The 16,653-nt window shown below is 64.5% G+C and carries 5 protein-coding genes; 1 reads left to right on the forward strand and 4 read right to left on the reverse strand.

The window, feature by feature from the left end; all coding sequences use genetic code 11:
• Window positions 1-50: 50 nt before the first annotated feature.
• Window positions 51-11,387: a hemagglutinin gene (locus tag OPIT5_19160; protein ID AHF92031.1), complete on the forward strand. Its 11,337-nt coding sequence runs from the start codon at window positions 51-53 to the stop codon at window positions 11,385-11,387.
• 170 nt (window positions 11,388-11,557) lie between these two features.
• Here OPIT5_19160 and OPIT5_19165 read toward each other — a convergent pair whose 3' ends face one another.
• From OPIT5_19165 to OPIT5_19180, 4 genes are read right to left on the reverse strand one after another with little or no spacing between them, the layout of a single operon-like run.
• Window positions 11,558-12,883, reverse strand: a complete 1,326-nt coding sequence (locus tag OPIT5_19165) for a hypothetical protein (protein ID AHF92032.1) — start codon at window positions 12,881-12,883, stop codon at window positions 11,558-11,560.
• Entirely contained in the window at window positions 12,883-15,108 is a 2,226-nt protein-coding gene (locus tag OPIT5_19170; GenBank protein AHF92033.1) for a hypothetical protein, read from the reverse strand. Before OPIT5_19170 ends, OPIT5_19165 begins: the two co-directional genes overlap by 1 nt.
• Before the next feature lie 33 nt (window positions 15,109-15,141).
• Window positions 15,142-15,831, reverse strand: a complete 690-nt coding sequence (locus OPIT5_19175) for an N-terminal cleavage protein (protein AHF92034.1) — start codon at window positions 15,829-15,831, stop codon at window positions 15,142-15,144.
• A 24-nt stretch (window positions 15,832-15,855) separates the two neighbouring features.
• Entirely contained in the window at window positions 15,856-16,578 is a 723-nt protein-coding gene (locus OPIT5_19180) for a hypothetical protein (protein AHF94531.1), read from the reverse strand.
• Between the last annotated feature and the right edge of the window lie 75 nt (window positions 16,579-16,653).

The raw sequence follows: 16,653 nt of genomic DNA on the forward strand, positions 1-16,653 counted from the left end.
CGTATCACATCACCTGATCACCAGGGTATCTGAATTTTGACTACATTTTTATGACAAGAAAGAATCACAAAACCCGTTTCGTCTCCGCTGTCTTCATGAGTGCGCTCACGCTTCTGGGCCAGATCCGGGCTTACGCCGGACCGGGAGGCGGCCAGGTGGTTGCCGGCAGCGCGAACATCTCCGCGAACGGCGCCTCGACCTCCATTCACCAGCTTTCGGACAAGGCGATCATCAACTGGAACAGCTTCAGCATCGGCGCGGGCGAATCCGTCCGCTTCATCCAGCCGGGAGCGGCGGCGGTCGCGCTCAACCGGGTCACGGGCAAAGAGACGTCCAATATCCAGGGAGCCCTCACCGCCAACGGAAACATCTTCCTCGTCAACCCCAACGGCATCCTGTTCGGAGCCGGTGCGCGGGTCGATGTGGCCGGGCTCATGGCGAGCACCTTCGATATCAGCAACGCCAGTTTCATGGCGGGCAAATATAACTTTGCGCAGAATCCGGCGGCCGATCCGTCGTTCGTGATCAACCGCGGGCAGATCACCGTCGGTGACAACGGCTTCGTCTATCTGGTGGCTCCGAGCGTGCACAACTCCGGCCTGATCGTCGCCAACATGGGCCAGGTGGCCCTGGCTTCCGGAGATCGCTTCACGGTCGACTTTGGCGGCGACGGCCTCGTCAAGTTCGACGTTTCGGGCCAACTCGCCTCCAGCGTGAAAGGCCCCGACGGCCGGACGCTGGCCAGCACCGTCAGCAACGACGGCACCATCAGCGCTCCCGGCGGCCGGGTGGTTCTCACGGGCGACGCCGCGCGTGATATCGTCACCTCCGTGGTCAACAACACCGGCATTGTCGAGGCCACCTCGATCGCCGGTCTCGGCGGCTCCGTGCAACTGGTCGCCCGCGGCGACGGTGACGTCATCAATACCGGCTCCATCTCGGTGTCCTCTGCCGCAAACGGAGCTGCCGCCGGGTCGGTGGAACTGCGCGGCGGCAACGTCGGCCAGTTCGGCACCATTACCGCCGACGGCCTTGGCCACGGCGACGCCGGCTCGATCGATCTCCACGCCAGCCAGGTGGTGGCGGTCGGCGCCGACAGCGTGACCACTGCCAGCGCCGGCGAGAACGGCGACGGCGGTTCCATCCGGATCGTCGGTGAAAACTCTGCCCGTATCGCCACCGGCGCCACGCTTGCCGCCCGCGGCGGCGCGCTCGCCGGCGACGGCGGTTTTGTGGAAACCAGCGGCTACGAGAGTTTCTCCATCGGCGCCACGCCCGATGTCTCCGCCGCCAACGGCGCTGCGGGCCTCTGGTTGATCGATCCGCACAATATCACCATCGTTGCCGGCAGCACCAATATCGGCATCGACACCGCCAATCCCTTTGCCTCCACCGCCGACGGCGCCCAGCTCGGCGTCGACCTCATTCTTGGTGCACTGGCGAGCGGCAACGTCGCCATCACCACTTCGGGGGATGAGGGATCGGAAGCGGGTAACATCACACTCGCTACCGCATTGACCTATACGGGCATCAACGCGCGCAGCCTCACTCTCAACGCCCACAACAGCATTTTCATCAACAACGCCCTCACGTCCACCGGCGGCGCCCTCAACCTCACGCTCAACGCCAACAACGCCACGGGCGGTGGCGTGGCCAGCGGCTCCGGCGCCGTCAGCGTCGGCGCGGCCATCAACACCAATGGCGGCTCCTTCACTTCGACCGGTATCAATTTCAACAATACGGCAGTCGGTGCCATCACGACCGGCAACGGCGCGGTGAATATCGGCAATACCGGCGCCGTCTCCGTCGCGGGCACGATCAATGCCGGCAGCGGCGCCATTACGATCAATCAGGCTTCCTCCATCGGTATTTCCGCCGGGGTAACGACCTCCGGCACGGCCGCCCTCGCGGCCAGCAATGGCAACATCACCACGTCGGGCAGCGGGCAGATCACGGCCGGCACCCTCAACCTCACGACCACCCGGCAAGGAGCCACCATCGGCGCCGAAGGCAATGCGCTCAGGATTGACGCCGGCACCCTCAATGCGAACGCCAACTTCGGCCATATCGTCATCACCGATACCGCCGGCGGTGTCGCTGTTGGCACCATCGACACAGGCGGCGACAAGGGAGACGAAGACGCCACCCGTGTCATCCTCACCGCCCAGAATGGCTCCATCACGGCCTCCGGCTCCGGGACCAATATCACCGGCTGGGCTGCCAACCTCGTGGCCGACCAGGCCGTCGGCACGGCCGGCTCCGCCATCAAGACCCATGTCACCGTCCTCACCGGCTCGACCCAGGATGGCGGCTTCTACGTAGCCGATCAGGAAGGACAGATTCGCCTCGGCAAGATTACCGTCCGTGAAGGCGGCGTCACTCCCCTGATCGATGGTGACGGCAACGTCGTGCTTGGCATCGGTGGTTCCGCCGGCACCCACGACATCAGGATTTCGGCTGCGAGCGATATTTTCCTGACCGACGAAATCGTCTCGCCCGACGAACTGACCCTCACCTCGGCCGGCGGTTCGATTTACGACGCGTCCGAAACCAACAACTTCATCGCCCGCACCCTCACCCTGAACGCTGCCGGTGATGTCGGCCAGGCCGGAAACGCCATCGACTCCATGGTCGAGACATTCAATGCCTCTTCCGGCGGCAGCATTTACCTGACGGAAAGCAACGCCCTCACGATCGGCAACATCACTGCGTCCGGCGCCGGCAGCCAGGTTTCTGTCGTCGTCAACAGCGGCGACATCAGGCTCGGCTCGATCACGGCAAACGGCAGCGCCGTCACGGTGGAAAGCAAGCAGGGCTCGATCATCGACAACAACGGCACGGCGGTGAACATCATTGCAGATACCGCCGTTCTCAACGCGCAGAAAGCGATTGGCGCGGCCGGCACCGGTGCGATCGGCACCAATGTATCCGCACTTGAGGCACGCTCCGCCACGACTGGCCAGGGCATTTATCTGAAAGAGGAAAACACGCTTTCCTCGCTCCTCGTCAGCACCAACAACGGAGCCGTCAACGTTGCCCAGCAGGGCGGCTCGCTCATCTTTAATCCGACGAACGGAGCGCTTTCGCTCACGGCGGACTCCGCGCCGTCGCTCGATTTCACCAACTCGGGCGGCCAGATCATGGTCGGCGGTCTCAACCTCGGTGCGCAGTCTCTCCGCCTCCAGGCACTCGGTTCCATCACCCAGAGCGGGAGCACGCCGATTGTCGCCAATGATGCGACGCTTGTCGCCGGCACAAACATCGGTTCCTCGGCAGCCCCGGTCCTGACCAACGTCAAATCGCTTGACCTCACCAGCACCAGTGGAGGTTCCTATATTTCGCAGCAGGGCAGCAGCGACCTGACCCTGACAGCGAATTCAGGCGGCGCCGTCGAAGTCGCTGCCCAGGGTGGTGATCTTCTGCTCAAGACCGTCTCCGCATCCGGCGCCGTCAAGCTCGCCACCAGCGGCAGCCTGCTCGGCAGCAGCGACAATCCCGACGGTACGGTCAACGTCACCGCCGCTTCGGCCGATCTCCATGCGGGCGGCTCCATTGGCACCGATGCCTCTCCGCTCTCGACCGCCGTCTCCGGCAGCCTCGCCACCAGGGCGGACAACGGAGGTATTTACCTCAGCAACAGCGGCGACATCAGCCTCCTCTCCGCCCAGGCGACTGGCGGTGCGGTCAAGGTTGCCAATTTCGGCAACGCCACTCTCGGCGAGATCGTTGCCCAGGGCAACGCCGTCGTCCTCAGCGTCAGCGGCAACATCACCGACGGCAATGGCAACACCCGCAACATCGTCGGCAGTTCGCTCGACATCAGGGGCCGTTCGATTGGCACATCGACCGATGCCGTCGAAATCGCCGTCGGCCAACTCACGGCCGAGACCACCGATGGCGGGCTCTACCTGAATTCGACGGATCCCGCCGTCCTCCGTCTCACTTCCGCCAAGGCGGCCGGCAGCAACATCGGCATTACCGCGAAGGGCGATGTGCAGCTCGGCACGATCGAGGCCGCCGGCGCTACGGTTTCCCTGAGCAGCGAAGGAGCCATCGAGGATGCGCGCACCTCGACCTCCGTGCCCAACGTCAAGGCCAAGACGCTCGAGATCGCCGGCGCCCAGGGTGTCGGCGTCAACAGCACGCTCTCCTTCGATGTCGGCTTCCTCTCCGCCAGCGGCGGCACCGGCGGCGTCAGCGCTGCCAACCTCAGCCCCGTGTCGGTGGACAGCGCCTCGCTCACCGGCAAGGGCGCTGCGGGCGTCAACATCACCGCCCCCACGATCTACATCCTGGATAACAACGGCGGCACCATCACCATGGATGCGGGCGGCTCGCTCGTGCTGATCGCGCAGAAAGGCAACATCGTCTTCCTGAATCCCAACGACACCATCATCGTCCCCGGCGGTGGCAGCATCACGCTCGACGCCTCGTATGTGGACAACGTCCTCCCGGGCAACAGCGGCGTGATCATCGCCGGCAACCTCAAGACGACCAACGGAGGCAGCATCCGTCTCGTCGCCGGTTCGCACATCACCATCGGTCTCCTCGATGCCGGCTATGACGTCGGCGACGTGTACGTCGAATCGAAGAACGGCCTCATCATCGACGGCAACGGTTCCGCGACCAACATCATCGGCAAGAACGTCACCCTGATGGGCAAGACTCCCTCCGAGTACGTCGCCGAACTCATCCGCGACATGGCCATTGCCGACTACACCGGCAAGGTCGCCGAGGCCGGCGCGGATCTCACCACCGTGCAGAGCCTCACCGGCATGCGCGACGTCTATGCGCAGACCGTTTCGCTTGCCCAGTCGATCGAGCGCCTGCTCCTCAACGAGCTCAACCAGACGCAGCGCACCTATAACACTGAAAACACCAAACTCGAAATCTACCAGGCGATCTACAACACTCTCGCCGTCGTCCGGGCCGCCGCCCAGGTCGCCAAGGATGCGGCCAGCTTCCCGGCTGCCGGCGCCCAGGCCATTCCGTTCTCCGGTGACGGTGGCGCCTCCGTGGCGGAAGCAGCCGTGGCGCTGGCCTTCTCGCTCGCCGACGCCGCCATGCTCGCTTACAACCTGAGCACGCTCAGTCCCCAGGACAGCAAGGTGGCCGATCTGGCCAATGCGCTCGACGTGGCCCGCGCCGCCTACTTCACCGCCCAGACGGATCTGGCCAACAGCACCTCCTCTCTCAAGGCCACCAACACCGCGCTCAACATCGCCCAGGCCGCCCTCACCGCGGCGGAAATCGCCCGCGACGCCAGCGAACTCGTCCGCTCCCAGGCCGTCACCGCCTATAATCTCACCGCTTCGGGCAACATCATCGGCACCGCTTCCCAGCCGCTCGGCGTCGAGGCCTCGAAGGTCAACATCCAGACCTTCAACAAGAGCAGCGTTTACCTCGAATCTCCGGGCAAGCTCGGCCTCGGTGACATCGAGGCGGTCGGCGCCGGCACCGAAATCGTCGTGAGGGCTGTCAGCGACATCAACGTCCTCGGCGAGGTCATCAGCCCGACCCGCATCTCGCTGACCTCCACCGGAGGCGGCATCCTCGGCGGCGGCGGCACGCTCATCGCCAATGATCTCGTCGCCATTGCCGCCAACGGCATCGGCGTCGCCAACGCCGTCAACACCGAGGTCGATCGCCTCGCCGCCTTCGGCGGCACGGGCGGCGGCGTCCGCTTCGTCAACGACAAGGACGGCGGCGTTCTCACGATCGATACCATCGACGGTGTCACCGGCGTGAGCGGAGCGGGCGACATCCTGCTCGACAATGCCGGCGATCTGAAACTCTCCTCCGCCATCGTCGATACCACCGAAACGCATACGGTCACCCTGACCAGCGAGGGTGACATCATCGACGACAACGGTGTCTCGACCAACGTTACCGGCGGCACCCTGATCGCCACCGCGACCGGTAACATCGAACTCGATACGAAGGTCGCGAAGGCCACCGCCCGCTCCACCGATGCCGGCAATATCACCCTTCGCGAAACCGACGCGGTCGAACTGACCGACATCACCGCCAACAACGGCGTCATCTCGGTCGTGGCCGGCGGCAGCATTGACGCCGTCAAGGTCGTCTCGTCCACCGACGCCGCCGCCAACACCGTCACGATCACCGCCAACGGCGGTGGCAACATCCGGGTCGGCAAGATCGCCGCGGGTGAAACCGAAGGCATCATCACGCTCACCGCCACCGGTCGCATCGACGACGACAACGACAACGCCACGAAGATCACCGGCAAGGACCTCTTCCTGACCGCCGCCAACGGCATCGGCGACACCGGCGCCAACGGAACCCGCGCGCTCGACACCGCGGTCACCAACCTCACCGCCAGCGTCACCGCTGCCGGCGCGATTCACATCGCCGAGGACGACGACCTCAACGTGCTCTCCGTGGCCACACCCGATGGCAACGTCACGCTGACCAGTGCCACGGGCAACCTCAACATCACGCGCGTCCAGGCCGACGGCGCGGGCAACACGGTTACCCTCGGCGCTGGCGGTGCGATCATCGACGCGACCGACGAGGACGACGCCAACGTCATCGCCGCCAACCTCGCCATGGGAGCGGGAGCCGGCATCGGAGCCGCCGACAAGGCGCTGCAGACGAAGGTGGACAACCTCGAAGCCGCAGTCGCGGCCGGCGGCATTTACGTGACCGACCAGACCGGCGATCTCACGATCGGTGATGTCATACCCAATCTCGCTCTCCCCGCGCTCTCCGGCCTCCAGGCCACGACGGGCGACATCGTGGTGAAGGCGGCTGATTCGATCATCATCAACGAAGGCATCGCGGCGCAGGACGGCGACGTCACGCTCACCGCCACCGCCGGTTCCATCACCGGCCGCGCCGGCATCACGCATGTCAGCTCCGCCGATTTCAACGCGACCGCGGCGACCGGTATCGGAACCGATACGACGCCCCTGAAGACCGCGGTTGACACGCTCACCGCCGCCGTCACCGACGCCGGACTGATCCGGATCAACGAGCAGGATGCCATCGAACTCACCGACGTGACCGCTGCCGACGGCTCCATCACCGTCACCGCCGGCGGTTCCATCGATGCCCTGAAGGTGGTTTCCTCCACCGACGCCGGGTCCAACGACATCACGCTCACCGCTACCACCGGCGACATCCGGGTCATCTCCATCGCTGCCGGTTCCACATCGGGCAACATCGCCCTGACCGCCCTGACCGGCCGGATCAACGACGACAACGACAACACCACGAAGATCACCGGCAATGCTCTCACGCTCACCGCCGCCAACGGCATCGGTGTCGTCGGCCTCGATCTTCCGGAGGACGATGCCACCCGCGCGCTCGACACCGCTGTCAACGCGCTCACCGCGACCGTCACCACCGCCGGTGTCATCAATGTGGCCGAGGACGACGATCTCAACGTGCTCTCCGTGACGACACCCGACGGCAACGTCACGCTGACCAGCGCTACGGGCAACCTCAACGTGACCGCCATCGCCGCCCACGGCGCAGGCAACACCGTGACCCTCGGAGCCGGCGGCGCCATCACCGACGCGACTGACGAGGACGACGCCAACGTCATCGCCGCCAACCTCGCCATGGGAGCGGGAGCCGGCATCGGAGCCGCCGACAAGGCGCTGCAGACGAAAGTGGACAACCTCGAAGCCGAAGTCGCCGCCGGCGGCATTTACGTGACCGACCAGACCGGCGACCTCACGATCGGCGACGTCATGCCCAACCTCAGCCTTCCCGAACTCTCCGGCCTCCGGGCCACGGCGGGTGACATCGTGGTGAAAGCAGCCGATTCGATCATCATCAACGAAGGCATCGCGGCGGACGACGGCGACGTGAAACTCACCGCCACCGCCGGCTCCATCACCGGCCGCACCGGCATCACGCATGTCAGCGGCAAGGACTTCAATGCCACCTCCGCAACCGGTATCGGCACGACAGCTACGCCTCTGAACACCGCGGTCGATACGCTCACCGCCGCCGTCACCGGCGCCGGCTCGATCAACCTCAACGAAGCGGACGCCATCGAACTGACCGACGTGACCACCGCCAACGGCCCGATCACGATCACCGCCGGCGGCACGATCACCGCAGTCAATGTGACCTCCGTCACTGACCGCCGCGCCAACGACATCACGCTCACCGCGACGAATGGCGGCAGCATCGTGATCGACACGGTCAACGCCGGCACGCGCTCCGGTGACGTGACGCTCACCGCCAACACCGGTGCAGGCACCGTCACTACCCGCGACGGTGGCCGCGTGACCGGTGACCACCTTGACGTCACCGCCGCCGCCGGTATCGACCTCACCACGACGGTCAACCGGGCGACCTTGGCCGTCACGGGCTCTGGCGCCATCACCATCGACGAGCAGGACGCCATCCGGCTCCAGAACGTGACCACGGCGAACGGCCCGATCACGGTCACCGCCGGCGGCAACATCCGTGCCGTCAATGTGGTCTCCACGACCGATGACGATGCTAACGACATCGCGCTCACCGCGACGAACGGCGGCAGCATCGTGATCGATACCGTCGATGCCGGCACCGGCTCCGGCGACGTGACGCTCACCGCCAACACCGGCACGGGCACCCTCACCACCCGCGACGGTGGCCGCGTGACCGGCGACAATCTCACCGCCACGGCCGCCGCGGGCATCGACCTCGACACCACGGTCAACCGCGCAACGCTGGCCGTGACCGGTGCGGGCTCCATCGATATCAACGAACAGGACGCCATCGAGCTGACCGACGTGAGCGCCGCCAACGGCCCGGTCAAGGTCGTGGCCGGCGGAAGCATCGACGCCGTCAAGGTGGTCTCCGCCACCGATGCCGCGGCCAACACCATCGATCTCACCGCGACGACCGGCAGCATCCGTGCCGGCACGATCACGGCCGGCGCCACCTCGGGCAACATCACGCTCACTGCCGCCGACCGCATCGACGACGACAACGACAACACGACAAAGATCAGCGGCAACGCCCTCACGCTCGTCGCGGCCAACGGTATCGGCTCCACCGGAGCCAACGCCACCCGCGCGCTCGACACCGCAGTCAACAGCCTCACTGCCACCGTGACCGCGGCCGGCGCGATCAACGTGACCGACGACGACAATCTTGACGTGCTCTCCGTGACCACGCCCGACGGCAACGTCACCCTGGCCAGCGCCACCGGCAACCTCAACGTGACCACCATCACCGCCGCCGGCGCAGGCAACACCGTGACGCTCTCGGCCGGTCGCGCCATCACCGACGCGGCGGCCGACGCCAGCAGCAACATCACCGCCGCCCACCTGGCCATGACGGCCGGCACCGGCATCGGCTCCGCCGCGAATGCCCTGGAAACGACGGTCGACAACCTCGAAGCCAAAACCACCACCGGCGGCATTTACGTGACCGACCTGACGGGCAACCTCACCATCGGCGGCGTCACGCCCAACCTCGGCCAGCCGGCTCTCTCCGGCCTGCACGCCGGCAGCGGCGACATCGTCGTGAAGTCCGCCGGTTCCCTTGTCATCACCGAAGGCATCGCCGCGCAGGACGGTGATGTGAAGCTCACCGCCAGTACCGGTTCCATCACCGGTGCGGCCGGCGTCACGCATGTCAGCGGCAAGGACTTCGTCGCCAGCTCCGTCACCGGTATCGGCACGACGACTACGGCGATCAACACCGCGGTCGATTCGCTCACCGCGTCCGTCAGCAACGTCGGCCTGATCAACGTCAACGAGCAGGACGCCATCGAGCTCACCAGCGTGACGACGGCCAACGGCCCGATCACGGTCGCCGCCGGCGGCACGATCAGCGCGGTTAACGTGGTCTCCGCGACCGATGCCGGCGCCAACGGCATCGACCTGACCTCGACCGGCGGCGATATCGTCGTGGATTATGTGGCGGCCGGCGAAGGAACCAGCGGTGACGTCACCCTCGTCGCGGCGGGCGCCATCAACCAGCGCACGCCTTCCGATGCGGGCACCGACATTGTCGCCGACGTCCTCACGCTCCAGGCCGGCGCCGGCATCGGCGTCACCGGCGCGCTTGACATCGCGGCCAACACGCTTGCCGCTTCCTCGACGACCGGAGGGATCAACCTCGCCGAGCGCGACAATATCATCCTCACGCAGATCAGCGCGGCCAACGGTGACGTTGCGATTTCGGCCGGCGGCTACATCGCCGACGACAACGACAACGCCACCCGGATCACCGCGAAGGCGCTGACGCTGACCGCCGCCGATGGCATCGGCGCGATCGGCGCCGCCGGCACCCGCGCGCTCGACACCTCGGTTGATTCTCTCGTCGCCACCACCGGCGCGGGCGATATCCACATCGACGAGAACTCGGGCATTCACGTGATTTCGGCGGTCACGCCATCCGGCAACATCACGATCAACGCCGCGGCCGGTAACATCGACGTCTCCACGATCGAAGCCACCGCCCCCGGCGCGACCGTGACGCTGGCCGCGGCCGGCGGCGCGATTCGCGACGCCCGTAACGACGACGCCAGCAACATCACCGCAGCCAACCTCTCCCTGACGGCAACCGCCGGCGTGGGCGAGGCGGCCAATGCGCTCGACGTGACGACCGGCCGCCTCACCGCTTCGGGCGGTACCGGCGGCGTGTACATCAACAACCTCTCCGCCGGCCTCATCCTGGACGGCGTGCAGACCACGCTCGGCGACATCGGCGTGCGGACGCCCGGCCAGCTCACCGTCGCCGCTCCCGTCATCAATTCCGGCAACGGCAGTATCGCCCTCATCACGACCGACACCGGAGGCAACGGGGACACCATCGTCGTCAATGCTCCCGTTACCGCCCTCGGCGGCGGCAGCATCTTGCTGAACGCGGACGACTCCGTGCAGCAGAATGCCGACCTCGAAGTCAACGGCCGCGGTTCGATCACCGTCACCGCCACGGACGACATCGTGATGGCTCCCGGTGCGAAGACCACCGCCGGCAACGGTTCGGTGAGTTATCTCGCCGGTGACGAACTGGTCTTGACCCACATCGACTCTTCCACCGACCGGGTCAATGGCGGCACCGTGAACCTTGCCGCGGCGAAGATCGTCAACAGCAATCCTGACGACGCCACTCCGGCGATTACAGGCGCGTTTCTCAACATCGATTCCGACTCGGTCAATCTCGCCCAGGTGCGCAATCTCATCGGCAAGGCCAAGGATCTGACCGGCATCACCCTGAATGACCGCTTGGTCGGAGGCTACATCAGCAACGATGCGAGCTTCTACAATTCGATCATCATCGAGTCGATGACGGGTCGTGGCTTCGATGCATTGTTCAGGGTCCTCGGCACGAATCGTATCGACAGCTCGTCGTTTGCGGTGCCGTCCACACAGGCGCCCGCCGATTCCGACACCTGGGAATTTGTCCCCTGAAAAGGAGCTGGCTGACCTGCCCGCCGGATCCGGACGATGTCAGGGGACGTCCGGATCCGGCCCTTTTTGTGCAGGGTGGGTCGACTCCACCGGCACGCAGATCTGTGCTCCCGCACTTGCCGCCGGGAGCCATTGTCCGGAATTGGCCGGGGCTGCCGGAGAAAGCAAAATCAGACACTCTCCGTAGCTGAGACCAGTTCCGCGACGCGTACGAAAGCGACATCGGCGCGGCCGAGGACCGTGGTGGTGTAGCAGACAAGCTGGTCGTCGGCGCAGAATTGCGGATGGGGGTGAACGTGATAACGGCGCAGTTCGGGATCAGGTGCGGGATATCGGCTGACAATATCCACCGTGCGACGAGTGGCCAGATTGACGAAGCGGACATGGTGAGTGTCCGGCGCATCGGGCGGCAAGGCATCGAGTACGATCCGTTTTTCGTCAGCGCTGGCGTGCGCATGGCTGACCGTGCGATGCGGCCAGACAAGTTCGGTGGCTTTGGCGGCATCGGCAGCGCCAGCCCGGGCGAGCGGAATACGTTCGATGCCGGTCTGATAGTGGATGTAGTAGATATGATCGCCGTCGGCAGACCACCATTCGTGTCCGTGCATGGCGCGAGGATCGGTTACAACGGTGCGGGCGAGGTCGGCGACATGGGAAATCGTGGCCGTCTTGCGGTAGGCCTGCGCTTCTTCGGGAGGGCGGTTGGATAACGGGTTTTCCGGATAGACCGGGATTGATTTCTGGCCACGTCGTATCGTCCACATGCGGTTCTGGTAACGGCGGGTCTGGCCGGTGACCGGATCGGTACGGAAATCCTGGGCAAAGAGGAGCAGGTCGGGAATTCGCGGATGAAACTGGCCGTGATTCCAGGTGTGGTCGCCGGAGAGTTTTTCCCATATTTCGATCTGCCCGGAGCCATCGAGCAGGGCTTGTCCCACAAAACACTCATCGCCGATGCGGGTGTCGATACCAAGCGCGCGGCGATCGGCGGACAGGGTAAGGTGAGTGGCATAACGGCGAACCTCTCGACCGGCGACCAGGGAGGCGGAGAAACGGGCGACGAGCGCGGATTGGGCGGACGCCTGGTTGTCGGCAGCAGGGTCAGGATGCGACAGCTTCCGGATGCCGTTGGGATTGGCCCAGTAGATGTCACCGGTGAGGGTATCCAGCATTGGCGAGGCCTCGCTGAACGACGTCTCCGGATAGTGACGGAGTTTTCCGGTGACGAGATCGAGCGAGCCGAGTGTGCGTCCGAAGGCGGCACTGCCTTCGGGCGGATTGAAACAATAAAACCAGTAGCGGAGCGGTTTTGGACTGTTCGCGGCATCGTGACCGACAAACAGGCTCGGACTGGTGTAGTAAAAACTCTGCTGATGCGCAGCCAGGCGTCGACCAGGACCGTCGCCGAGGATGTAGCTGGTGATGCCACTGCAGGGATCACGCCAGGGCGTGAAAAGCGGGGCATCGAGAAAGGTGGTGAGATCGGTGTCGGGCATCAGCGGACGAGTTCATAGACGAACTGGACGCCGTCCGGGGTGACGGTGGAGACGTCGAGTTTCCAGGCGCCGCTGGCAGTGCGGGCAACCGGATGCTCGCGAACCCGTTTGCCGGTGGCATCGACTGTCCAGGCATGCCAGTCGCCATCCGGAAGGATGAGGTCGAGGCTGGCCGAGCCCCGGTGCGCGAGGTGCGGAAGTTTGCCCCATGTCTCCATCAGAGTGCGATCTTCACCCGAGAAACGCATGCCGGAAGGAAGCGCGTCGGTGAGATGGGCAACGAGCAGGCGGCGAGTTTGCGCCAGCGGAAGGTCGTCCAGCGAGATCACGGAAAGGGTGGCGAAAGTATCGCCATTCCGGACGGTGGCATGCTTTCCCTCAAGCCTGGCGGAGGAAGGCAGGACGAAGAGCTCGGCTCGGGGCGCGACGACTTTCATCGTGCCGGTGTCGGTGTGTAGTTCGATCTCGCCGGTATCGCTGCGGTAACGGGTGGCGTCGGCATTGACGGAACCGGCGGGCAGGATGCCGGCGCGCTGCAGGTTGTGCGCGAGTCCCGGCATGACGGAGAAAAATGACCTGCCGGGTGTGCCGGGGGCAGTCTGCATGTCGCCGGTGATGACGGCATTTGCGCGGGTGGCGGCCAGAACATCGGAAGGAGAGCCGGTCCGGGATGCGATGCGGGTGACCAGGCCGAGACGGCGAAAGGTGTCGGGGAAGGGCTGGTTGCGGTTGGCGAAGGCTTCATCCGGCTGCACCGCATAGGCGACGAGATTGCGGGCGGGAGCGATGTCTCCGCGCAGAAACAGGAGCGCGGAAAGGCGGTCCGCGATGAGGCCGACGGGATCACAGGCGAGGGAAAAGGGATTTCCGATACCTCCGCGCAGGGCGTCTTCACGGGTCATGGCGTATTCAAAATTATAGAGCGCATCCCAGTCCTGAAGCCCGGCAAGGGCAGGCATGATGACACCACCCTCGGCGCGATGGCGATTGGGGCGGACGTAATTGAACTCGGTCATGACAAAGGGTTTTCCGGCAACGCGGGTGGGCGCGATGCCAAGCGGAACCCAGGCGCCTCCGGCGGAGGCATCCGAAGGCGGGGTGGCGGAATCGGCGAAACCGGTGATGGCACTGCCCTGATGATAAGCGAAGGGGAGCTGCCATGAGGTTTTGGGGAATTGCGGGTGATCCCAGTACTGGTGATTATCGACGTAATCGTAGTGTTCCCGGACATACGTGAGACCTTGGGCGGCGCGGTGATTGGATCCGGTGATGAGAGCGCGGGTGCCAAGCGAGCGCAGGAACGCGGCCATGCGGGCGTCGGAGCGGATGCTTTCCTCGAAAATGAACCGGTTGAAGGCGGCTTCACGTTGTGGTCCGGTTTCATCGGCCGGAATGTCCTTGCGGTTTTCAGGGCGGGAGCGCCAGGCGGCGAAGGCCTTCTCGTAGCGGGGACGCAGATCGGGTTCGCGGGCGACGCGGGCGTAGGGAGAATCTTCGTTGACGGGGCAAATGCCGATCAGGGCCGGGTCCTCGGCCCAGGTGAGGCCGGTGTAGGGATTTTTGTGTGACAGCAGGTTTCGGGCAAACCGCGCCCAGGACTGGAAGGCGGGTTCGGAGATGTGAACGAGCCCTTTGAAAATGAATTTCATCCGTCGGCCCTTTTTGGCGGCGTCGATGCCGAATCCGGTGATCTCGTCGGGATGAAAGCCGCGGGTGGAGAAAAGATCGATGTTGATGGCAAGGCCGCGTTTTTTCATCGCAGCGAAGAGGTAATCGAGCTGGTCGAGCTTTTGCGGATCGAGTTCCCAGGATTTGCCACCGCGCCGGACAAGCAGGCCGTCGTAGTGATGGAACCTTACGGTATTGTAGCCGGAACGGGCGAGGCGGTCAGCGAGTCGGTCGGCTTCGTCTTTTTCAAGGTAGAGAGCTCCGAAGCAGAGGTTGACACCCCAGAGGCGGACACGTCGGGCGGGGGCTTCGGCAAAGGCGAAGTGCCCGTCAGGGGTGGCGATGAGGGGGCCCTGACGTCCGGCGGGGGCGTCGGCCGTCACGTAGCGGGAAAAATCAAAAACGCCACCCTGCTCGATTTCGAGTGAATGTTCCCAGGGCGCCCAGTCGGAGCCGGCGGTGATGGTCAGGGGGGAGGCGGGAGCGGGAAGCGTGGCGAGGAGCGCGCCAAGCGTTGCCGGAAAGAGGATCGGGACGATGCGTCCGGGAGAGAACATGGGAGATGACGTATCGGGCGTTCCGGAGTGTATTTATTGTTTTTCGCTTTTTACGTGCCAGTCGAAGTAGAGGACGTTGCGCTTGTTGCCGTGAGCGGGTTGCGGGATGTAATCGGTGTCGTTTGTTTTCGAGGCATCCCACATCATCTTGCGGACCGATGGGGTGTCGATGTCGGTGAGCCGCATGGCGGCATTTTTTGGGCTGGTATTGCCAAATTCTCCGAAGGGTTTTTTCCAGGTCTGGTCGCCATAGAGGTCGGTGGTGAGTGTGAAAACCTTGCCACCATCTGATCCGCGGATGGCCCGCCAGGAGGGGCAGAGGAAGGGAGGAAGGATGCGATTCTCTCCGGAGGGAAGGGTATCCCATGCGGGGTAGCCGAGGTAGCTGGCGACAAAATGGGTCAGGTTTCCCTGTCCGGGCTTGTTGTTGTAGTAGGCACGTTGTCCGCCGTAGAGGCCGGGGTCGTTCGATCCGGGAAGCGGAGTGTGGCCGGGCAGCCAGCCTTTGTTGTCCTCCGCATAGAGGCCGGTAGCAAAGCCGATCTGGCGCAGGTTGGCGGCACAGGTGGCGGCGCGAGCGCTCTCCCGGACCTTGCCGGTCACGGGTATGATGATAGCCGCGAGGATGCCGATGATCGCGATGACGGTGAGGAGCTCGATCAGGGTGAAGGCTGCCCGGTGGGAATGAACGGTGCGGCTAATGCGGAGAAGGGGCGATTTCATGATGCAGGGGGAACGGAGGATAATTCAGGAAACGCGATGACTGCGTATACGCCGAACGATAGCGAGCGTGAGGCCGGACAGACCGATGATGAGCGCCCAGGTGGAGGGTTCGGGAATCTGGCTGGTGCCGATGAGGGCGAAGGTGATGTCCTTGGCATCCCCCGCCGTGCTGAAGGCGGAAGAAGCGTCATCTGCGGAGATAAAGGCTCCACCGGTATAGAAGGTGGTGCTGTTGCTGCCCATGAACTGGATCTGGGGGCCGGAGGAGATCCAGCTAAAGACAAATCCGTAGGTTTTCCCGGCAGTGAGGCTGGCGTTGATTCCGGTGAGAGAGAGCCATGTGCCTTTGCTGGTGAGAGTGGCGGAATCCGGGAGCGTTGCGGTTTCGGAGAAAAGAGCGGTGCCGGTGGGGGCAAGGCCGGAAAACTCGAAGAGCTCGAATTTGAATTCGGCATTTTTGGCGGCATCGTTGGCCGACCAGAGGCGGGTGACCAATTCTTCGAGCAGGAGATTTTCAGTGGCGGTGAAGGTTTGGCCGATGCGACGTTCCCCGCTGAGTGCGCGGGAGGCGACTCCCGTAGGGTTGGAGTAGGGGGTGACGACATACACGGAGGATTCCGCCTCGGTCGGGGCGCTGGCGCGGATGCTGGCCGTAAAGGCGGCGTGGACAGCAGTGGGCAAAAGGAGCGCGGTGGAGAGAGCGAAGAGGATGAGTGGACGGCGGGTATGGCGGGCGCGTGTTTTCATGGTATTTTGCGGGTTCGGCTTGTGGTTGGGTGCTCTGCGACGCGGAGGTCGCGATTCGTTGCAGGAGAGACGCTG

The organism is Opitutaceae bacterium TAV5 (genome assembly GCA_000242935.3).
Taxonomy (GTDB): domain Bacteria; phylum Verrucomicrobiota; class Verrucomicrobiia; order Opitutales; family Opitutaceae; genus Geminisphaera.